We start from the raw sequence: 18,697 nt of genomic DNA, 5'->3' as shown, positions 1-18,697 counted from the left end.
GATCTCCCCATACATGGACGCCCCCGGCTTGCCAAGCTCCCAGTCTGTGACGACGCGAGGTAAAGATTGCACCCGTACATTCGGACTCTTACTGTGGCCTACTGCCACGGTCCCTGATGGGATGTGCTGGTTGGTGCCGCAATCGGGTAATCGCACTCGAGGTGCCTGGGGAGACGCGGGCTTAACCAACCACGGTCTAACCTGTTTGCCATCGCTGCCTGATCGCTCGTGCAATCGGTGGAGTTCTGCTTGCTGCTCTGCCTTCACTTGCCGCTGCTCGTCCTGCAAGCCTTCTACTTAAGCTTTACCGTGATCGGTACGGAATTCACTGTCGCGGGCCAATAGAGCCCATACGATGCGTGCATTTTTGTTGGCTAACGCGACGATTGCCACATTCTTGTTGCGCCGAGCGATAAGCTTGTTCAGCCACTCGTGCTCGTTCAGCCTGCGCTCGGCGTATCGGATTATCGCGCGCGCTCCGTGTATGAGAAGTGTGCGTAAATAGGTGTCGCCTCGCTTGCTGATGCCTTGCAGGTTCTTCTTTCCGCCAGTCGAATGCTGTTTGGGTCCCAGCCCCAGCCATGCCGCTAACTGCCTACCGCTGGAGAAATTCTTTGCATCACCGACTGAGGCCACTAGCGCACTTGCCGTAATTGGCCCGATGCCGGGAATCTTCTCCAGCTTTCGCGAGAGTGCGTTGGCGCGATGCCACGCCTGAATCTGCGCTTCGAGCTCACCCACCTGTCGGTCCAGCTCCTTCAGATGATCGAGCAAGCGACGAATTAATTCGTGAAACGCGGCTGGCAACTGCTCCTTCTCCTGATCTAGCAACGCCGGCACGAGTTGGTATAAGCGGGCGGTACCTTGCGGCACAATCAAGCCGAACTCACCCAACAAACCGCGAATCTGATTGGCTTGCGCGGTTCTTGCCTTGACGAACCCCTGCCGAACCCGATGCTGGGCTAGTACAGCTTGCTGATCAACGTGTTTGAGAGGGACAAATCGCATGCTCGGCCGTGTGACCGCTTCACAGATGGCTTCAGCATCGGCCGCGTCATGTTTGTTTGTCTTCACGTAGGGCTTCACGAATTGTGGCGCCATCAGCTTGACGGTGTGCCCGAGCGCCTGGAGCTTACGTGCCCAATAGTGGGCGCTGGCGCAGGCCTCCATGCCGATTAGGCACGCGGGCAGATTCGCGAAGAATTCCAGCATTTGACTGCGCTTTAATTGCTTCTTGAGAGCGACCTTTCCGTGTACGTCCACACCGTGAACTTGGAATACGTTCTTCGCCAGATCAATGCCAATCGTCGTAATCTGCATGATGACGCTCCCCTCGGTTCAAGTGGTTGCTCGACACTTCCACTTTGGCACATCGATGCCGTGACGAGTGGGGGCGTCCATCCCATTGGGTAAGAACGCACTCCTTCATCGCACAACCGCCGCATCTACGCCACTTCGCCTTGGTCACGAGAGCTTTGCGGTTCTTGGCCCGCTCGCCCTGCTCGGCAGCGCCTTCTATGCGGTTCTTGTTCATCGGCTCGCGATTTATGCTCCACGCTTCCTCCCCACACTCGGTCGCCCTCATGCAGTTGCGCTTCGCTTCGTTCGCTGTGACCAGCTTACGGCGGGACTTACACCCACAGGAGTGCGCCCATGCTGGGCGCACCAAAAAAAACCGACGTTCAACGAACGTCGGTTTTCGGAAGGACGATGCAAGCCGCAGCGACTCGATCATTCGATACGCATCGAGCCGCCGGCTTCGATGGCGATCCGCCAGCGCATATGAAGTTAAGCTCGCACGCGCTGCTGCCACCCCGCCTAAGTTTCGGATTGTCGAACGCCTCAACGACTCTGACTTGTTTTACCGGCCAATGCGTCCAACTGGGCCTTGTTGATCAGGTCCGTCGGCGCAAGACCAGATGAACCGCCGGGGATGACCGTGCCGTCCTTGCCGGCCAGCATGATGTTGCTGTAGTCAGTGCTTCCGTCCTTTCTTGCCTCGGGCCCGCATCAGATCGAGCCATTGCGTGTCGAGCGCGCGGCCCATTTCGAAGATGACGTCGACGGCATCGGTCGCATCCGGAGTGCGCATGATGCGCAGGCCTTTCGACGCGGCGTCGACTTGCGGCGGCAATGCGTTCTGGTCGCCCACGGAAGCTTCTGAAGTGCTTTCGACAAAAAAATCACATTCTGGCCCAGGCCGTTCTGCCAGATGTTTTGGCCTTGATGCGTGACGACTGAAATTCCGACTCGAATGGTCATCGGATTGGCATCCTGAAAGACGACACTACACTTTTGGAAAAAGAGGTTCCGCTGTAACTTGATCGCGGCGACCCGCAAGGAGTAAGGCAGCGGGCGGCGTGGCGTTGCTGGACATATGCAGCATCGGCGGAGTAAGGAGGTTGCACGCAAAGTGCGCTGAAATTCCTGATTGAAACGCTTCCGCGTCTTGATATAACGGGGAACTTTCGAAACCTAAATATATAGAAGAAGCGTTGAAATTCCCAGCACATCCAAGACAATTGAGAACCTTTTATCCCAGTCTTAAAGAAATTCAAACCGTCTTAATCGCCGTGATTTTTGCAGTTCAAATTAATCCGATTCGCAAAAAGAAAAAATGGTGAGCGAACTCCGAAGCTTGAGGCAGAGCGAGTGAGGGAAAAGAGTCGAACAGGAAATCAGACCGGAAAAAGAGCGCGCCGGACCGCTCACACGGTCACGACGCGCCTTCTGATGTAAGGACGGAAAAGCTTACTGGTGCGGCGCCAACTCGCTGGCTGCGCGTGCAAGACGCGTGACTTCCTCCCAGTTCCGCGCGGCGAGTGCGGCCTTCGGCGTCAGCCAGGAACCGCCGACACACACCACATTGGGTTGCGCGAGAAAGTTGGACGCGCTTTCAGCCGTGATGCCGCCTGTCGGACAGAATTTCAAATTCGGGAATGGTCCGTAGAAAGCCTGCAGCATCGGAATGCCGCCCGCCTGTTGTGCCGGGAAGAACTTGACAATCTCGTAGCCCAGCTCCATCGCGGCTATGATATCGCTCGGCGTCATCACGCCCGGCAGCAGTGGCAACCCTGCGTCTTGCGCGGCCTGGTGCATGTCCTTCGTGAGACCGGGCGACACCCCGAACTGCGCGCCCGCCTTCTTCGCCTGCGCGCAATGCTCGGGCTTCGTGATGGTGCCCACGCCGACGACGATATCGTCCGCCAACTGGCTCGCGCGCTCGATCGCGCCGATGCCTGCTGGCGTGCGCAGCGTGATTTCCAGCACTTTCACGCCGCCCGCATGCAGCGCGCGCGACACATGTTCACCTTGCTCGACCGTTTCGAATGCCAGCACCGGAATCACCGGGCCCAGACGCACGATTTCGCTTACCGATTTCATTTGATGCGACTCCTGTTTTTTGGTGCGGTGCCTTGCGGTCTATCCGCGAGTTCTCGACGTTGCGATGCTCAATGATGCGTGGCGTGCGCCTTGTTCAGCGCCGATGCCGCGGCGCGCGCGTTATCGCGAAGCGGATTCCTCTCCTGCGGGGCCGCCGCGCCGTTCGCCCCGTCGTGCGCGGACGTTGCGCCGATCAGCGCGCCGAACACCGACGCGCCCTCTTCCGCCGGCAGCGCCGCGCTCCGGAACACACCGAACAGCTCGCGTCCGAATCCTGCTTCGTTGTCCGCCTGATGAAGCGGCGCCTGCACTTCGCGCGATGCCCACTCGTTCGCATCGATCTCGATGTCGAGCACGCCGGCGGGCGCGTCGATCACGAGCATGTCGCCGGTGCGGACCTTCCCGAGCGGGCCTTGCAGAAGCGCCTCGGGCGACACGTGAATGACGGCCGGCACCTTACCCGACGCGCCCGACATGCGCCCGTCCGTGACCAGCGCGACATGGAAGCCCTGATCCTGCAGCACGCCGAGCAGCGGCGTCAAACGATGCAACTCGGGCATGCCGTTCGCCCGCGCGCCCTGGAAGCGCACCACGGCGACGAAATCTCGCTTCAGCTCGCCCTTGTCGAACGCTTCCTGCACTTCCTCTTGCGAATTGAACACGATGGCCGGCGCCTTCACCACGCGATGCTCTGGCGCGACCGCCGAAATCTTGATGACGCCGCGCCCGAGCTTGCCCTGCATCAGACGCAGCCCGCCGTCCGGCTGGAACGGCTCGCCGATGCCGCGCAGCACCTTGGTGTCGTGGCTTTCGGGTGCGCCGTCGACCCATTGCAGTTTGCCGTCGATGAGCTTCGGCTCCTTCGTATAGTGCGAAAGCCCCTTGCCCGCGACCGTCTGCACGTCTTCGTGCAACAAGCCGCCTTCGAGCAGATTGCGCACGAGGAACGCGACGCCGCCCGCCGCGTGGAAATGGTTCACGTCGGCCTTGCCGTTCGGGTAGATCTTCGCGAGCAGCGGCACCACTTGCGAAAGCTCGTCGAAATCGTTCCAGTCGATCATGATGCCTGCCGCCCGCGCAATCGCCACGAGATGCAGCGTGTGATTGGTCGAGCCGCCTGTCGCCAGCAGCGCGACGATGCCGTTCACGATCGCCTTTTCATCGACGACATGGCCGATAGGCGTGTAGTTGCCGCGTTCCAGCGTGATATCGAGCACGCGACGCGCGGCCTCGGCCGTGAGTGCGTCGCGCAGAGGCGTGTGCGGGTGCACGAACGCCGCGCTCGGCAGATGCAGCCCCATCACTTCCATGAGCATCTGATTGCTGTTGGCCGTGCCGTAAAAAGTGCAGGTGCCGTGGCCGTGATACGCCGCCGATTCCGCTTCGAGCAGCGCAGCGCGATCGCATTTGCCGGTCGCGAATTCCTGACGCACCTTGGCTTTGTCGTCGTTGGTGAGGCCGCTCGTCATCGGGCCGGCGGGCACGAAAATGGTCGGCAGATGACCGAACTGCAGCGCGCCGATGGCAAGCCCCGGCACGATCTTGTCGCAGATGCCGAGGCACAGCGCCGCGTCGAACATGTTGTGCGTGAGCGCGACCGCCGTGCTCATCGCGATGACTTCACGCGAAAAGAGCGACAGTTCCATGCCGGCGTTGCCCTGCGTGATGCCGTCGCACATGGCGGGCACGCCGCCCGCGAATTGCGCGACGCCGCCGTGCTCGCGCGCCGCCTGCTTGATGATGTCGGGGAAGCTCTTGTACGGCGCATGCGCGGACAGCATTTCGTTATAGGACGACACGATGCCGATGTTCGGCTCGCGAATCGTCTTGATCGCTATCTTTTCCTCGCCTTCGAGCCCGGCGAAACCATGCGCCAGATTCGCGCACGAAAGCGCGCCGCGCGCCGGAAACTTGCCGTGCGCGGCATCGATGCGCGCCAGATATGCGGAACGCGTCGGCTTGCTGCGCTCGATGATGCGATCGGTGACTTTTTTGAGTTGCGAATGCGGGGAAACCATCGAAGCTCCTTCGTCTAACGCCCGGCGCGCCGCCGTCGAGGTTGGGTGGAATGTTGCAGGGAACGGCGTTCGAATCGTCGTCGTGCGAAATTGCCGTGTTTCGCGATATTAGTAGAAAAACTACACGCTGACAACGGGGATTCGCGCCTCTTTATTAAGCGACCGCATGGATCAAATCACTTACGGGAGAATGTTCTACGGGAATTCCCTTAGATTGCCTCGGTCAATTCTGTAGTATTTGTACATCATGGAGATTCAGCTATAGTCCCAAGCAATTTTCAGCATAGGCGAGATTTCCGATGTTGCTGTCTCAAGTCGAAGCAAAGCGCGAGCAAATGCGGCCGTCGGAGCGCAAGCTGGCCAACTACGTGCTCGAAGCACCGCGCGAGGTACTCGACCTGTCGATGACCGACTTCGCCGCGCGTGCCGGCGTCAGTCAGCCGACCATCGCGCGGTTCTGCCAGGCGCTCGGCTTTTCGGGCTTCCGCGAATTCAAGATTCGCCTCGCTCAAAACATAGCAGCGGACGTTCCCACCGTTTATCGCGATGTGCGCACGGACGAGCCGCCCGCGGGCGTCGCCGCCAAAGTGCTCGACCGGACCATCGGCGCGTTGATTGCCGTGCGCAATTCACTGTCGTCGGACAGCGTCGCGGCGGCCATTGCGATCCTCGCCGAAGCGCGCCGCATCGAGTTCTACGGCGCGGGCGGATCGGGCATCGCCGCGCTCGATATGCAGCACAAATTTTTTCGGTTGGGCGTACCGTCTGTCGCATACTCCGATCCGCATACGTACACCACTTCCGCCGCACTGCTCGGCGCGGGCGATGTCGTCGTCGCGATTTCCAATACCGGGCGCACGAGAGACATTCTCGACGCGTGCAGATCGGCGTTGAACGGCGGCGCAAGGGTCATCGCGATCACGCACGGCCACTCGCCGCTCGCGCGCATGGCCACGGTCGGATTGTTCGCGAATGTCGATGAAGATACCGACATTTTTTCGCCGATGACATCGCGCGTATCGCATCTCGCGATCGGCGACATTCTGGCGGTCGGGCTGGCGCTGGCCCGCGGCCCCGCGTTAGCGGACAAGCTTGCCGAAGCGAAGGACGTGCTCGAAGGACGGCGGGTGGGAGCGTAGGCAGCGAAGGCTGTGTGCCCTTCAAATGAGGGGCGAATGATGGCCTATGCTGTCCATAACCTCGATCGTTTATCTGGATCCGCATGAACAGTTCGTTCTCCGTCGGGGAAGCTATCACGCCCCGGAACAAGAAGGCGGCAGGACGCGTCGATATCGGCATCGCCGCGAGCCTGACGAAACTCTCACCGAGCTTTATGGAGGCGTGCCGGCAGATTGCCGCACGCAGCAGCGTGCCGCTTCACTTCCATTTCTGACGAGCGGCGGCGACGCCGTCACGATGCTGCATCTGGCGAAAGTGGCCAGACAGGCGATCGTCACGACAAACGGAACTGTCGTGCCTCATCAGGACTACATGGGTTACGTGAATTATCTCAAGAACCTGGACGTGTTCCTGAGTCCGTTCCCTTTCGGCAACACGAACGGCATCGTGGACGCGTTCTCAGTGGGACTGCCGGGCATCTGCAAGACGGGCCGTGAAGTCTTCGAGCGGATCGACGGCGCGATGTTCATTCGCGCCTATATGCCCGGCTGGATGGTCGCGGAAACTGTCGAGGAATACGTCGAAGCCGCGCTGCGACTCGCGAACAATCACGAAGAGCGCGAATCGCTGCGCCGTTACATGCTCGAAAAGAACGTGGTGCAGCGATTCTTCGAAGGGCGTCCGGAAGTCTTCGGTGAAATGGTGCTCGATCTCGTCGAACAGCAGCGCCTCAAAACGGCTTGATCACCACGAGCAAGGTCGCGCCCAGCAGTCCGAGCACCGGCAATTCATTGAACATTCGATACCACTTGTCCGAGCGCTTGTTTTCGCCACGTTGAAACGTGTGCAGCAAGCGCCCGCAATACCCGTGATAGGCGATCAGCAGAACGACGATGGTCAGCTTCGCGTGCAGCCAGCCCTGTCCCGCGCCGATTCCGACGACGAGCCACAGCCACAGACCGCACGCGAGCGCAGGCACCGCGATGAACGTCATGAACCGAAACAGCTTGCGCGCCATCAGCAGCAGACGCGCGGTGGCGGCGGAATCGGTTTCCATCGCGAGGTTCACGAAGATGCGCGGCAGATAGAAAAGCCCCGCGAACCACGAAGCGACCAGCACTATATGCAGCGATTTGATCCAGAGCATCGTTCTTCTTGTCGACTCGCACTTATTGACGGACTTCGCCACGCCCCAGCACCACGTACTTGAGCGATGTCAGCCCTTCGAGACCGACCGGGCCGCGCGCGTGCAGTTTGTCGTTCGAAATGCCGATCTCCGCGCCGAGGCCGAATTCGAAGCCATCGGCGAAGCGCGTCGATGCGTTCACCATCACGCTCGCCGAATCCACTTCGCGGAGGAAGCGCATGGCGCGGTCGTGATCTTCGGTGACGATCGCGTCGGTGTGATGCGAGCCGTAGGCGTTGATATGGTCGATCGCTTCATCGAGGCCGCCGACGATCTTGATCGACAGCACCGGCGCGAGATATTCCGTGCTCCAGTCGTCTTCGGTCGCATCGACGAGCCCGCCGATTTTCGCCGCTTCGAGCACGGCGCGCGCTTGCCCGTCCACGCGCAGCTCGACTTCCTTTGCCTGATAAGCGCGGGCGAGTTGCGGCAAGGCTTGTTGCGCGATGCCGCGCGCGACGAGCAGCGTTTCCATCGTGTTGCAGGTGCCGTAACGATGCGTCTTCGCGTTGTCGCAGATGACCGCTGCCTTGTCGAGATCCGCGCGATCGTCCACGTACACGTGACAGATGCCATCAAGGTGCTTGATCATCGGCACGCGCGATTCTTCCATCAGTCGCGCGATCAGTCTCTTGCCGCCGCGCGGCACGATCACGTCGACGAATTCGGTCATCGTGATGAGCTTGCCGACCGCCGCGCGATCCGCTGTCCCGACGACCTGCACCGCGTCCTGCGGCAAGCCCGCCCCTTCCAGCCCGACGCCGATCAGCTTCGCGAGCGCCGTGTTGCATTCGAGCGCCTCGGAGCCGCCGCGCAGAATGGTCGCGTTGCCGGATTTGAGGCACAGCGCGGCCGCGTCGATGGTCACGTTCGGCCGCGATTCATAGATGATGCCGATCACACCGAGCGGCACGCGCATCTGACCGACCTGAATGCCGCTCGGACGGAATTTGAGCCCGCTGATTTCGCCGATCGGATCAGCCAGTGCAGCAACTTGCCGCAAGCCTTCGACCATCGTATCGATCGCTTTATCCGAGAGCGTCAGGCGGTCGATGAACGCCGCATCGTGGCCTTTCTCGCGCGCGCGCGCGAGGTCGCGGCCGTTCGCTTCCTTGAGCGCTTCACGCTCGCGTTCGATGGCGTCCGCCACCGCGTTGAGCGCCGCATTTTTCGCCGCCGTCGACGCCCGCGCCATCGGGCGCGACGCGGTGCGCGCGCGTCGGCCGAGGTCGGTCATATATTGATCGATGTTCATCGTGAGTCTCTTCCGTGATCCGCTTTCTTGAGCCGCTTTCAGGGCCGAAGCGTCAGTGCATTCATTCTAAGCTGTTGCGCGGATTGCAACAGCGTATGACAGAAGCGTTCTAGCGACGCGGTCGTGGCGCTGGCGCGGCCTGCCCCGGCTTGCCGCCGTGGGCGACCGCCATCGCGAGTTCGAACATGCCGGCCCACGGGTCCGGCGGCGGCTCACTGCCGCGCTTTCCGGTGCTTCCGGAAAGCCCTTTCACCTGACGGTCCAGCCGCGCCGCGAGCGACAGCGCCTTTTCCAGCGCTTCGTCCGTCACGCGCGAGAGCGCCGGGCCGATCAGCCGTTCGCGCGGCCCCCACACGCGGTTCTCGCGCATGAGCGTGGCGAGCGGCTTGCCCGCCGCGACGCCGCGCTTGATGCGCAACAGCGTGCGCACTTCCTCGACGAGCGCCCACAGCACGAGCACGGCAGCTTCGCCTTCGCCCTTCAGACCGTCGAGCATGCGCGCGAGGCGGCCGACATCGCCCGTCAGCATCGCTTCGTTGAGCTTGAACACGTCATAGCGCGCGACGTTCAGCACGGCGTCGTGGATCTGCTCGAACGTGAGCACGCCTTCGGGATACAGCAGACTGAGCTTCTGGATTTCCTGATGTGCGGCGAGCAGATTGCCTTCCACCCGTTCCGCGATGAACGACAGCGCGCGCCGCCCTTCCTCGCCGGGCGCGACGCGCTGCCCTTGCTGCGCGAGCCGCTGGCCGACCCACATCGGCAATTGCGCGCGTTCGACCGGATCGATCTTCAGCGCGACGCCCGCGCCGAGCAGCGCGGTGAACCACGCTGACTTCTGCGTCGCGCCGTCGACACGCGGGAGTGTGACGAGCGTCACGGCGTCCGGATTATCGGCGCCGGCGAGCGTCTTCAGCGCTTCCGCGCCTTCCTTGCCGGGCTTGCCGGTCGGAATTCGCAGTTCGATCAGCTGACGGTCGCCGAAGAGCGACATCGACTGCGTGGCGCCGATGAGCGCGCTCCAGTCGAAACCGCGCTCGACAGTGAACACCGTGCGATCCGTGAAGCCGCCCGCGCGCGCGGTGGCCCGAATGCGGTCGCACGCTTCCTGCGCGAGCAGATGCTCGTCGCCGTAGACGACGTACAGCCCCTTCAGACCTTTCGCGAGGTGCGCTTCGAGCGCGTCGAGCTTCAGTTGCATGATGCTGACGAGCGCGCGATCAGAGCGGCGGCACCGGCAGCGGCGCGCGCGGCGCGACGCCCGGCGTCTGCTCGCCCGGCGCCGGATGCAGCGAGCGCACCGTCGCGAGACGGCGGGTCAACTGGTCGACGGCGTCGTTGCGCATGTCGTTGTAAAGCAGCACGGTTTCCTGGCTTTTTCCAAGCGTGTATTGATCGCTGTAGGTCATCGAACGATTCAATACGATGGAGCTCGGCGGAATCAGCAGCGTGCCGTCCGCGCCCATCAGCGAGTAATTCACGCTGTACACGAGCTCGTATTCCTGCACGACGCCCTGCGCGTTCAGGCTCAGCGTGCGCAGGCCCGTCCCTTCGGACAAATTGAGCGTCGCGTCCGGCTTCTCGAAAGGCTTGACGATCACCGTGTCGCTGCCGCCCTGAACCATGCGCTCGAGGCGCGCGACCATCTGCGGCGCGCCGCCTGTGATCGCGAGCCGCTTGAACGCATAGTCCTGCTGCCCGCGCAGTTGGAAGCCGCATGCGGACAGCGCGGCCGCGCCGCCCACGAGCGCAAGGAACGAGCGCCTGCTTACGCCTTTCTCGACGGCTTTCCCGGTCACATCGACTCCCCTAGTTTTGCGCATCAGACGACCACGTTGACGAGACGCCCCGGCACCACGATCACCTTCTTCGGCGCGCGGCCTTCGGAAAACTTCGCGAACATTTCGTGCGCGATCGCGGCCTTCTCGATGGTTTCACGCGATGCGTCCTTCGCGACCGTCAGCGCGCCGCGCACCTTGCCGTTGACCTGCAGCACGAGCTCGATCTCCGATTGCTCGAGCGCGGCCTCGTCGACCTTCGGCCAGGGCGCGTCGAGGAGCGGGCCGAATTCCTTCTTGTAGCCGAGTTCCGACCACAACTGGAACGTCACGTGCGGTACGACCGGATACAGCACGCGCAGGAGCACACCGAAGGTTTCATTCAGCACGCCGACGCCCGCGTTCTTCGCGCCATCGACCGCGTTGAGCATCTTCATCGCCGCGGACACCACCGTGTTGTACTGCAGGCGGCCGTAGTCGAAATCGGCCTGCTTGAGCACGGTGTAGATTTCGCGGCGCAGCGTTTTGTCCGCATCGTTGAGCGCCGATGCATCGAGCTTCGCGTGCTGGCGCAGCGCATCGGCGTTGTCGTGCGCGAAATGCCACACGCGGCGCAGGAAGCGGCTCGCGCCTTCCACGCCCGCGCCCGACCATTCGAGCGACTGCTCCGGCGGCGCTGCGAACATCACGAAGAGGCGCGCGGTATCCGCGCCGTACTGATCGATCAGCGTTTGCGGATCGACGCCATTGTTCTTCGACTTCGACATCTTCTCGACGCCGCCGAGCACGACCGGCTGACCGTCGGCGTTGAGCGTCGCCCCGGTCGGACGGCCCTTGTCATCGTGCGCGACGGTGACTTCGAGCGGGTTGTACCAGGTCTTCTTGCCGGCCGCGTCTTCGCGATAGAACGTTTCGTTCAGCACCATGCCCTGCGTGAGCAGATTCTTTGCGGGCTCGCCGAACTTGATGAGGCCCATGTCGCGCATGACCTTCGTCCAGAAACGCGAATACAACAGGTGAAGAATCGCGTGCTCGATGCCGCCGATGTACTGATCCATCGGCATCCAGTAATCGGTGCGCTCGTCGACCATGGTCTGCGCGTCCGGCGCGCTGTAGCGCGAGAAGTACCAGGACGAATCGACGAAGGTGTCCATCGTGTCGGTTTCGCGCTTCGCCGCCGCGCCGCATTTCGGGCACGCGCAATTCAGGAACGCTTCGGACTTCGCGAGCGGATTGCCCGAGCCGTCCGGCACGAGGTCTTCCGGCAGCACGACAGGCAGATCCTTTTCTGGCACCGGCACGTCGCCGCAGCTCGGGCAGTGGATGATCGGAATCGGCGTGCCCCAGTAACGCTGGCGCGAGATGCCCCAGTCGCGCAGGCGCCAGGTGATCTGCTTGTCGCCGAAGTCCTTCGCCTTGAGATCGGCGGCGATCGCGTCGATCGCTTCCTCGGTGGTCATGCCGTCGTACTTGCCGCTGTTGATGAGACGGCCCGCGGTCTTGTCGCCGTACCACTCTTCCCAGGCATCGGTCGAATAGGTCTTGCCTTCGATGTCGATCACCTGATCGATGGCCAGGCCGTACTTCTTCGCGAAGGCGAAATCGCGCTCGTCGTGCGACGGCACGCCCATCACCGCGCCTTCGCCGTAGGACATCAGCACGTAGTTGCCGATCCACACTTCGACCTGCGCGCCCGTCAACGGATGCGTGACGTAAAAGCCGGTGGGCACACCCTTCTTTTCCATCGTGGCGACATCGGCTTCCGCCACGCCGCCGCGCTTGCATTCGTCGATGAATGCCTGCAGATCCGCGTTGTCGCGCGCGAGGCGCGTGGCGAGCGGATGTTCCGCCGCGACTGCCGCGAACGTGACGCCCATGATGGTGTCGGCGCGCGTGGTAAAGACGCGCAGCAGCTTCGCTTCGCCGTCGATTTCATACGGAAAGCCGAAGTTCACGCCGAAGCTCTTGCCGATCCAGTTCTGCTGCATGATCTTGACGCGCTCGGGCCAGCCGAGGCCTTCGAGATCGTCGAGCAACTGGTCCGCGTAATCGGTGATGCGCAGGTAGTACATCGGGATTTCGCGCTTTTCGACGAGCGCGCCCGAGCGCCAGCCGCGCCCGTCGATGACCTGCTCGTTCGCGAGCACGGTCTGATCGACCGGATCCCAGTTCACCGTGCCGGTCTTCTTGTACGCGATGCCCTTTTCCAGCATCTTCAGGAACAGCCACTGGTTCCATTTGTAGTAGTCCGGCGAGCACGTGGCGACTTCGCGTGACCAGTCGATGGCGAGGCCCATCGACTGCATCTGCTTCTTCATGTACGCAATGTTCTCGTACGTCCACTTCGCCGGCGGCACGTTGTTCGCCATCGCCGCGTTCTCGGCGGGCATGCCGAACGCGTCCCAGCCCATCGGCATCAGCGTGTTGTGACCGTTCATGCGCAGATAACGGTACATCACGTCGTTGATGGTGTAGTTGCGCACGTGACCCATGTGCAGCTTGCCCGACGGATACGGCAGCATCGAGACGCAATAGAACTTGGGCTTGGCCGACGTCTCGGTCGTCCGGTAGACGTCGTTCGCACGCCAGTTGCTCTGCGCGGCGGATTCGACGTCGGCGGGTACGTATTTATCGTGCATGGTGTGGTTTGGCTTTCGGCAAATGCTGGGAACGGACATTGGAACCAGCCGCATCGATATGAGCGGCGAGTCCAGGCGCTGCGGCATTGCTGACACGGCGCGGCGTCGGAATTCGGGTCTGCCGGCTTCTGCAAGGCCCGCCGAACGGGGAAAAACGCGATTATACCGTTCGATGCGCGGCAACTCGCGCGCTTATCGCGCGGGCGCCTGTGCCTGCGACCGCGCGGGCTGCGTGACGAAGCCAATGCGTTCCAGCCCCGCCTGCTGCGCCGCGCCCATCACCTGCGCGATGATTTCGTAGCGCGTCGCGCTCGACGCCCGCAAATGCAGCTCGGGCTTTTGCGCCGTCTTGCCCACATCGGCGAAACGCGCGCGCATCTGATCGAAGCTGACGGGCGTGTCGTTCCAGAAGAGGCTGCCGGCGTCGTCGATGGAAAGCGTGATGGTTTGCGGCGTCTCGCGCGCGGGCTGCGACGCGACTTTCGGCAGATCCAGCCGGATCGCGTGCGTGAAAAGCGGCGCCGTGATGATGAAGATGACGAGCAGAACGAGCATGACGTCGATGAGCGGCGTCATGTTGATGTCGGCCATCGGCTGGCCGTTGGATTTCTTGTCGAGTCCGCCGAAGGCCATCGCCGCGCGCTCCTAGTCGGCCGGACCGCAGACGAACGCGTGCAGATCGTGCGCGAAGCCGTCGAGCTCCTCGGAAATCTGCCGCACGTAGCGGCCGAGCACGTTGTACGCGAGCACGGCGGGAATCGCGACGACCAGCCCGAACGCCGTCATGATGAGCGCCTCGCCGACCGGTCCGGCGACGTTTTCGATCATCGCCTGCCCGCTCGACGCGATGCTGACCAGCGCGTGATAAATGCCCCACACGGTGCCGAGCAGGCCGACGAACGGGGCCGTGCTGCCCACCGATGCGAGCAGAACTTGGCCGAATTCGAGTCTGCGTTGCGATCGGAGCAACGCATGACGCAGCGCGCGCAGGACGCGTTCGCTGCGCTCCACGCGAGCGAGCAGCGCGCCGGGCATTTCAGCTTCCGACGCGCGCCAGGCGGCTTCGGCGAGCGGCAGAAACACGCGCTCGCGATCGGCGCGCTGCAATGCGCCGATCCCGTCTTTCAGACTGGACGCCTGCCAGAAACGCTGTAGTGCACGCGGGCCTTGCCATTTCGCACGCGCGAGAATCCACGCCTTCACGAGCAGGAAGCACCAGCTCGCGAGCGACATCGCGAGCAGCAAGCCCGCGACCGCGTGCGTCACGGCATCGCCGGATTGCAGATAGTGGATTACGCCCGTTGCGGCCATCGTCGCGAAGATGAATCAGCGCAGGCCGAGGACGTCCTGCATGTCGAAGAAGCCCTTGTCGTGCCCTTGCAGGAAGCGCGCGGCGCGCAGCGCGCCTTGCGCATAGGACAGACGGCTCGCCGACTTGTGCGTGATCTCGATCCGCTCGCCGATGCCCGCGAAGAGCACCGTGTGATCGCCGACGATATCGCCGCCGCGAATCGCCGAGAAGCCGATGGTCGACGGATCGCGCTCGCCCGTCACGCCTTCGCGCGCGTACACGGCGCAGTCCTTCAGATCGCGGCCGAGCGCGTGGGCGATCACCTCGCCCATCGCGAGCGCGGTGCCCGACGGCGCGTCGACCTTGTGCCGGTGATGCGCCTCGATGACTTCGATGTCGTAGCCCTGCGCGAAATGCTTCGCGGCGAATTCGAGCAGCTTCAGCGTGACGTTCACGCCGACGCTCATGTTCGGTGCGAACACGACGCCGATCTTCTCGCCCGCCTGCTTCAACTGCGCCTTCTGCTCGTCCGAGAAACCCGTCGTGCCGATGATCATCTTCACGTTGTGGCGCAGCGCGGCTTCGAGATGCGCCATCGTGCCTTCGGGGCGCGTGAAGTCGATCAGATAATCGGCGTCGGCGAACACGCGCTCGATGTCGTCGGTCAGCAGAACGCCCGTGGTTTTGCCGAGGAAAGCGCCCGCGTCCTGCCCGAGTTGCGGCACCCCGGGCCGGTCGAGCGCGCCGGCGAGCTGCGCTTCGGAATCGTTGAGAACGGTTTCGATCAGCATCCGGCCCATGCGGCCCGACGCCCCGGCGATGGCGATCTTCATGGCAGTCTCGTGTTGAACCGCGCGCAACACGCGCGATGGATGATGCGGATTGACGATGCGGCTGAAGCGGCGCGGCGTGAAAACGCGTAGCGCGGCTTCAGCTTCAAACGGCTGAACTGCTTACTGGCTTTGCTGCGGCAGATAGAACTGCGCCTGGCCGCCCGCGTTGGCCGGCGCCGGCGATGTACCCGCCGGACCAACCGCGCTGCTGTCCGGAATGTTGATCGTCTGCGGGCGGCGCTGCAATTGAATCTGCGAGTTGCTGCCGCTCTGGCCGCTCGATCCGGGCGCGCCACCCGCCGTCTGCGGCACGTTCACGCGCACCGACGACTGCGTGCGGCCCGTCGGCGTGTCGATCTGCGCCGTTGCGCGATTGGCTGCCTGCGCGGCTTGCTGATTTGCGTCGCCCGCAAACGCGGCCGCGGTATTCGGCTGCGTGGACGGCTCGCCGGAAGGCGCGGTCACCGCCGCCGTCGACGCCACCGCCGCCGATGCCGCCGCGGGCGCGGCCGCCTTCGCGACCTTGACGCCCTTGTCGCCGTCGATTTCCGCGAGCAGTTCGAGGTTGGACGGCAGATTTTCGCCGCCCGACCAGCTCACGACGCGATCGCTCGCGAAGTTCACGACGAAGTCACGCTGCTGGACGATGGACGTCGATCCGCGTTTGAAATAGAACACATAGTCCCAACGATCGGCGTGGAACATGTCGGTCAGAAGCGGCGTGCCCAGAAGCTGCTTCACCTGATCCCGCGACATGCCGACCTGCATCTGGCTCGCCGCTTCCTGCGAAACGAAATTGCCTTGCACGACCGTGATCCGATACGGTGTGATGCTTTGCGCGATCTTCTGCGTGACGCTGTCGTACGCCGAGCAGCCGGCGAGCAATGCGGCCAAGGTTGCTGCGATCACGGTTCCCCGCATGCGACGGCTCTCCCTGCAATTCGATAAAGATTTGGAAAACATTTCACCTTTCACGCGAGGCGCTCCGAGGTCGCGCTCTTTTCATCCAATTCGCCTTGTGTCCGCACGGGATGTCGGGAATTGGAAAAACGCATTACTATGAGAACCTTGAATTGTACTCTAGGGATGCCTAGCCATGACCAATCCCGCCGATCTCAAAAATATCGGGCTCAAGGCGACCCTGCCGCGCCTCAAGATTCTCGAAATTTTTCAGCATAGCCCGGTGCGCCATCTGACCGCCGAAGACGTGTATCGAAGCCTGCTCAACGAAGAGCTCGATATCGGTCTCGCGACGGTTTATCGCGTGCTCACGCAGTTCGAGCAAGCCGGCCTGCTGTCGCGAAGCAATTTCGAATCGGGCAAGGCCGTGTTCGAGCTCAACGAGGGATCGCATCACGATCACCTCGTGTGCATCGATTGCGGCCGCGTGGAAGAGTTCTTCGATGCCGAGATCGAACGCCGTCAGCAATCGATCGCGAAGGATCGCGGATTCAAGCTCCACGAGCATGCGCTCGCGCTGTACGGCGCATGCACGAAGGAAAACTGCCCGCACCGCAAGCATTGAGGTTCGCGCGCCGCTCGTTGGCGCGTGGATGTGAAAACCGCCGTCCATCTGCTCGATGGACGGCGGTTTCGTTTCGTCTATACGTTTCGTGTCCTGCGTCTGCGATCGATTCGCAGTTGCATTACGATTCGCGCGACGTGCCTCAAGCAACGTGCACTTCGTGTTCGATCAGCGTGTATCGCTCCGGCAGATCGATCTCGTCGCAATTCGGAAGATCGCCACCGCGATCCACGACGATGAAATCCGCCGCCTTGTCGAGCACGATCAGCGGGTGATGCCAGACGCCGCGCGCATAGTTCACGCCCTGCCAGCCGCGTGCGTAAAACGCGCGCATCGCGGCGGGATCGAACTCGCCCGCGGGCGCGACGACCACGAGATAGCGCACGTCCGCGAGCGGCACGAACGCCTGGCTGCCGAGCGGATGCCGCTCCATCATCGAGATCACGACCGGCTGCGGGCGCGGTTGCCCGCGAAACACGTTGATGAGCGGCCGCCCTCCGCTCTCGAACCCGACCTCCACGTTGGCGAGATCGTGAAAGCGCTCGGTCGTGCCCGCGTTGATCGGAAAATGGCGCGCGCCTTCGAGTTCGATGACATCGCCGAACGGGGCGAAGGCTTCGCGCGTCAGCGGTTCCAGCGTCAGCGTTCTCATTCGATCTCTCCGAAGATGCGCAGCCGCGACACCCCGCCATCCGGATAGATATTGAAGCGCACGTGTGTCACCGGTCCGAGCGCGGCGATCTCGTTCTCGAAGCGATGCACGTTGTCCATCGAAAGTTTCTGCTCGCCGAGCAGCACGGGCCAGAACATCGCCTGCGTGACGAGCGACTCATCCGTGCCGCCTTCCACGCGTGCCGCCTGCAGCGAGCAGCGATCCGGATAGTTGCCCTTGAAGTGCGCCGTATCGACCTCGATCGCGCGGATCACGCCGGGATTCGCCAACGCGACGATCGCCCAGTCATTGCCCGGCTCGCGACGCCGACGCGTTTCCCAGCCATCGCCCATGTTCACGCCGCGCCCTGGCATCAGCATCTGCGACGCGGGACCGAAGTGCTGATTGTTCGCCGCGACGAGATACGCGCCGTTTTCGATCGCCGCGAGATCGAGCAGCGTGCCGCGTTCGACGCGCGAGAAATCCGTCTTCGGCTGTCCGTAGACGCGCAGCCGCGCGATGCCGCCATCGGGATAGATGTTCACGCGCAGATGCGTGTATGCGCGCGTATCGCCGATCTCGACATAGTGATGATGATTACCCTGCAGCGTCGTCGCCGGCACGATCTCGCGCCAGTCGCCGTCTTCCTGCGGATTGCCGCGTTCGCTGTAGCACGCTTCGATCGACGCAGCCGGCGGGAAATTGCCGGTGAAGTGGCTCGTATCGATATCGATGCCGTGGATCACGCCCGCGCGCGCGAGCTTGACGATGCAGTAGTCGTAGCCCGTCGTGCGCTTGCGGCGCGTCTCCCAGCCGTCCATCCACTTGCCGTGCTCGTCGTACTTGCCGGGAATGAACACCGCGGGCTGCGGCTCCAGCATGCGCTCCTTCGGCGCGAAGAATTCGTCGGTGGCGAAGAGCGCCTGCGCGCCGAGCCGCGGGTCTGCGAGGTTCATGTAGCGGCGGGCGAAAGCGGGAGCGTCTGCGTCGAGAATCGGGTTGGCCATTTCAGTTTCC

The 18,697-nt window shown here is 62.7% G+C and carries 18 protein-coding genes and 1 pseudogene; 3 read left to right on the top strand and 16 right to left on the bottom strand.

Annotation, left to right across the window (positions count from 1 at the left end):
- Nucleotides 1–297: 297 nt before the first annotated feature.
- The 5 genes and pseudogenes from PQR08_RS06715 to edd form a co-directional block, all read right to left on the bottom strand.
- Nucleotides 298–1,320 (bottom strand): IS110 family RNA-guided transposase, encoded by a 1,023-nt coding sequence (locus PQR08_RS06715; RefSeq protein ID WP_408161123.1) that lies wholly within the window; start codon nucleotides 1,318–1,320, stop codon nucleotides 298–300.
- 655 nt (nucleotides 1,321–1,975) lie between these two features.
- Entirely contained in the window at nucleotides 1,976–2,152 is a 177-nt protein-coding gene (locus PQR08_RS38860; protein ID WP_250484114.1) for a DUF2827 family protein, read from the bottom strand.
- A 17-nt stretch (nucleotides 2,153–2,169) separates the two neighbouring features.
- Nucleotides 2,170–2,262 (bottom strand): annotated as a pseudogene (locus tag PQR08_RS38855) (hypothetical protein); the annotation flags it as partial.
- Nucleotides 2,263–2,751: 489 nt separating this feature from the next.
- Nucleotides 2,752–3,384 (bottom strand): bifunctional 4-hydroxy-2-oxoglutarate aldolase/2-dehydro-3-deoxy-phosphogluconate aldolase, encoded by a 633-nt coding sequence (eda, locus tag PQR08_RS06705; RefSeq protein ID WP_408161122.1) that lies wholly within the window; start codon nucleotides 3,382–3,384, stop codon nucleotides 2,752–2,754.
- A 68-nt stretch (nucleotides 3,385–3,452) separates the two neighbouring features.
- Nucleotides 3,453–5,402, bottom strand: a complete 1,950-nt coding sequence (gene edd, locus PQR08_RS06700; protein WP_238288318.1) for a phosphogluconate dehydratase — start codon at nucleotides 5,400–5,402, stop codon at nucleotides 3,453–3,455.
- Between the two features lie 299 nt (nucleotides 5,403–5,701).
- On the opposite strand from edd, the gene PQR08_RS06695 reads away from it, so the two are divergent.
- The gene (locus PQR08_RS06695; protein WP_408161121.1) at nucleotides 5,702–6,541 is read left to right on the top strand and encodes a MurR/RpiR family transcriptional regulator; all 840 of its coding nucleotides are present in this window, start codon (nucleotides 5,702–5,704) and stop codon (nucleotides 6,539–6,541) included.
- 202 nt (nucleotides 6,542–6,743) lie between these two features.
- Entirely contained in the window at nucleotides 6,744–7,265 is a 522-nt protein-coding gene (locus tag PQR08_RS06690) for a hypothetical protein (RefSeq protein WP_408161120.1), read from the top strand.
- Here PQR08_RS06690 and PQR08_RS06685 read toward each other — a convergent pair.
- From PQR08_RS06685 to PQR08_RS06645, 9 genes are all read right to left on the bottom strand, one after another.
- On the bottom strand, nucleotides 7,252–7,668 hold the full coding sequence (locus tag PQR08_RS06685; RefSeq protein WP_408161119.1) for a CopD family protein: 417 nt from the start codon (nucleotides 7,666–7,668) through the stop codon (nucleotides 7,252–7,254). The genes PQR08_RS06690 and PQR08_RS06685 overlap by 14 nt on opposite strands.
- 22 nt (nucleotides 7,669–7,690) lie before the next feature.
- Nucleotides 7,691–8,962 (bottom strand): glutamate-5-semialdehyde dehydrogenase, encoded by a 1,272-nt coding sequence (locus tag PQR08_RS06680; protein ID WP_408161118.1) that lies wholly within the window; start codon nucleotides 8,960–8,962, stop codon nucleotides 7,691–7,693.
- A 109-nt stretch (nucleotides 8,963–9,071) separates the two neighbouring features.
- Nucleotides 9,072–10,163, bottom strand: a complete 1,092-nt coding sequence (gene holA, locus PQR08_RS06675) for a DNA polymerase III subunit delta (RefSeq protein WP_408161117.1) — start codon at nucleotides 10,161–10,163, stop codon at nucleotides 9,072–9,074.
- A gap of 19 nt (nucleotides 10,164–10,182) precedes the next feature.
- The gene (locus PQR08_RS06670; protein WP_408161116.1) at nucleotides 10,183–10,785 is read right to left on the bottom strand and encodes an LPS-assembly lipoprotein LptE; all 603 of its coding nucleotides are present in this window, start codon (nucleotides 10,783–10,785) and stop codon (nucleotides 10,183–10,185) included.
- Nucleotides 10,785–13,379 (bottom strand): leucine--tRNA ligase, encoded by a 2,595-nt coding sequence (gene leuS / locus PQR08_RS06665; RefSeq protein ID WP_408161115.1) that lies wholly within the window; start codon nucleotides 13,377–13,379, stop codon nucleotides 10,785–10,787. Before leuS ends, PQR08_RS06670 begins: the two co-directional genes overlap by 1 nt.
- A gap of 192 nt (nucleotides 13,380–13,571) precedes the next feature.
- Nucleotides 13,572–14,012 carry an ExbD/TolR family protein gene (locus tag PQR08_RS06660; protein ID WP_408161114.1) on the bottom strand — a complete coding sequence of 147 codons (441 nt, stop codon included), beginning with the start codon at nucleotides 14,010–14,012 and terminating at the stop codon, nucleotides 13,572–13,574.
- 12 nt (nucleotides 14,013–14,024) lie between these two features.
- Nucleotides 14,025–14,690: a MotA/TolQ/ExbB proton channel family protein gene (locus PQR08_RS06655; RefSeq protein WP_238288310.1), complete on the bottom strand. Its 666-nt coding sequence runs from the start codon at nucleotides 14,688–14,690 to the stop codon at nucleotides 14,025–14,027.
- Between the two features lie 15 nt (nucleotides 14,691–14,705).
- Nucleotides 14,706–15,503, bottom strand: coding sequence for a 4-hydroxy-tetrahydrodipicolinate reductase (dapB, locus tag PQR08_RS06650; RefSeq protein ID WP_035507637.1), 798 nt, complete (start codon nucleotides 15,501–15,503; stop codon nucleotides 14,706–14,708).
- Between the two features lie 120 nt (nucleotides 15,504–15,623).
- Nucleotides 15,624–16,424, bottom strand: coding sequence for an outer membrane protein assembly factor BamE (locus PQR08_RS06645; protein ID WP_187606044.1), 801 nt, complete (start codon nucleotides 16,422–16,424; stop codon nucleotides 15,624–15,626).
- A gap of 175 nt (nucleotides 16,425–16,599) precedes the next feature.
- Here PQR08_RS06645 and fur point away from each other — a divergent pair, with 175 nt between their 5' ends.
- Nucleotides 16,600–17,028: a ferric iron uptake transcriptional regulator gene (fur, locus tag PQR08_RS06640; RefSeq protein ID WP_035507641.1), complete on the top strand. Its 429-nt coding sequence runs from the start codon at nucleotides 16,600–16,602 to the stop codon at nucleotides 17,026–17,028.
- Between the two features lie 142 nt (nucleotides 17,029–17,170).
- Here fur and PQR08_RS06635 read toward each other — a convergent pair whose 3' ends face one another.
- Together PQR08_RS06635 and alc are read right to left on the bottom strand one after the other, a co-directional pair.
- Nucleotides 17,171–17,680, bottom strand: a complete 510-nt coding sequence (locus PQR08_RS06635) for an ureidoglycolate lyase (RefSeq protein WP_408161113.1) — start codon at nucleotides 17,678–17,680, stop codon at nucleotides 17,171–17,173.
- Nucleotides 17,677–18,687: an allantoicase gene (alc, locus tag PQR08_RS06630; protein WP_238288306.1), complete on the bottom strand. Its 1,011-nt coding sequence runs from the start codon at nucleotides 18,685–18,687 to the stop codon at nucleotides 17,677–17,679. The genes PQR08_RS06635 and alc overlap by 4 nt, the downstream gene beginning before the upstream one ends.
- Nucleotides 18,688–18,697: the final 10 nt, after the last annotated feature.

It is taken from the genome of Caballeronia jiangsuensis, from assembly GCF_046030135.1.
GTDB lineage: Bacteria > Pseudomonadota > Gammaproteobacteria > Burkholderiales > Burkholderiaceae > Caballeronia > Caballeronia jiangsuensis.
The sequence above is the reverse complement of the archived record's forward strand: the minus strand, read 5'-3'. Positions and strand labels throughout refer to the sequence as shown.

Bases quoted from the DNA above. Each gene is read 5' to 3' on its own strand.
- PQR08_RS06715 (WP_408161123.1), bottom strand. From the start codon at position 1,320: ATGCAGATTACGACGATTGGCATTGATCTGGCGAAGAACGTATTCCAA.
- eda (WP_408161122.1), bottom strand. From the start codon at position 3,384: ATGAAATCGGTAAGCGAAATCGTGCGTCTGGGCCCGGTGATTCCGGTG.
- edd (WP_238288318.1), bottom strand. From the start codon at position 5,402: ATGGTTTCCCCGCATTCGCAACTCAAAAAAGTCACCGATCGCATCATC.
- PQR08_RS06695 (WP_408161121.1), top strand. From the start codon at position 5,702: ATGTTGCTGTCTCAAGTCGAAGCAAAGCGCGAGCAAATGCGGCCGTCG.
- PQR08_RS06685 (WP_408161119.1), bottom strand. From the start codon at position 7,668: ATGCTCTGGATCAAATCGCTGCATATAGTGCTGGTCGCTTCGTGGTTC.
- PQR08_RS06680 (WP_408161118.1), bottom strand. From the start codon at position 8,962: ATGAACATCGATCAATATATGACCGACCTCGGCCGACGCGCGCGCACC.
- holA (WP_408161117.1), bottom strand. From the start codon at position 10,163: ATGCAACTGAAGCTCGACGCGCTCGAAGCGCACCTCGCGAAAGGTCTG.
- PQR08_RS06670 (WP_408161116.1), bottom strand. From the start codon at position 10,785: ATGCGCAAAACTAGGGGAGTCGATGTGACCGGGAAAGCCGTCGAGAAA.
- leuS (WP_408161115.1), bottom strand. From the start codon at position 13,379: ATGCACGATAAATACGTACCCGCCGACGTCGAATCCGCCGCGCAGAGC.
- PQR08_RS06660 (WP_408161114.1), bottom strand. From the start codon at position 14,012: ATGGCCTTCGGCGGACTCGACAAGAAATCCAACGGCCAGCCGATGGCC.
- PQR08_RS06655 (WP_238288310.1), bottom strand. From the start codon at position 14,690: ATGGCCGCAACGGGCGTAATCCACTATCTGCAATCCGGCGATGCCGTG.
- dapB (WP_035507637.1), bottom strand. From the start codon at position 15,503: ATGAAGATCGCCATCGCCGGGGCGTCGGGCCGCATGGGCCGGATGCTG.
- PQR08_RS06645 (WP_187606044.1), bottom strand. From the start codon at position 16,424: ATGCGGGGAACCGTGATCGCAGCAACCTTGGCCGCATTGCTCGCCGGC.
- fur (WP_035507641.1), top strand. From the start codon at position 16,600: ATGACCAATCCCGCCGATCTCAAAAATATCGGGCTCAAGGCGACCCTG.
- PQR08_RS06635 (WP_408161113.1), bottom strand. From the start codon at position 17,680: ATGAGAACGCTGACGCTGGAACCGCTGACGCGCGAAGCCTTCGCCCCG.
- alc (WP_238288306.1), bottom strand. From the start codon at position 18,687: ATGGCCAACCCGATTCTCGACGCAGACGCTCCCGCTTTCGCCCGCCGC.